Raw genomic sequence first — 500 nt, forward strand, 5'->3', positions numbered from 1 at the left:
TCAGCTCCAACGTGACATACTGGACATTCTGCTGGTGCAGCATCTCCTTCATGAACATATCCACATACTGTACATACAAATTTCTTCATAATTAAACCCTCCATCTTTCAACAATTAATTATCATTTTATACATTTTAATTATATAGAATAATTTAGCAAAGTAAATATATTAATGGTTATTTTATAACATTTTTACAGTTTGTTAACCAAAATATCTGTTTAATAATCCTTCAAAAGCTTTTCCGTGTCTAGCTTCATCTTTAGCCATTTCATGAACTGTGTCATGGATAGCATCTAAGTTAGCAATCTTAGCTCTCTTAGCTAAATCAAATTTACCTTCAGTTGCTCCATTTTCTGCTGCTATTCTTAATTCTAAGTTTTTCTTAGTTGAGCTTGTAACAACTTCTCCTAATAATTCAGCAAACTTAGCTGCGTGTTCTGCTTCTTCATAAGCTGCTTTTTCCCAGTAAAGACCGATTTCTGGGTAACCTTCTCTATG

General features: G+C 32.6%; 2 protein-coding genes. Both read right to left on the bottom strand.

Features of this window, described 5'->3' with window-relative positions:
• Positions 1-104: rubredoxin-like domain-containing protein (locus ARA56_RS17095; protein ID WP_423230670.1), on the bottom strand; the 104-nt coding region annotated here is incomplete at its 3' end.
• Positions 105-203: 99 nt separating this feature from the next.
• Positions 204-500, bottom strand: a 297-nt coding sequence (locus ARA56_RS16240; RefSeq protein WP_479723140.1) for a ferritin family protein, incomplete at its 5' end; no start/stop codon positions are given.

Source organism: Clostridium disporicum (genome assembly GCF_001405015.1).
GTDB classification, from domain to species: domain Bacteria; phylum Bacillota; class Clostridia; order Clostridiales; family Clostridiaceae; genus Clostridium; species Clostridium disporicum_B.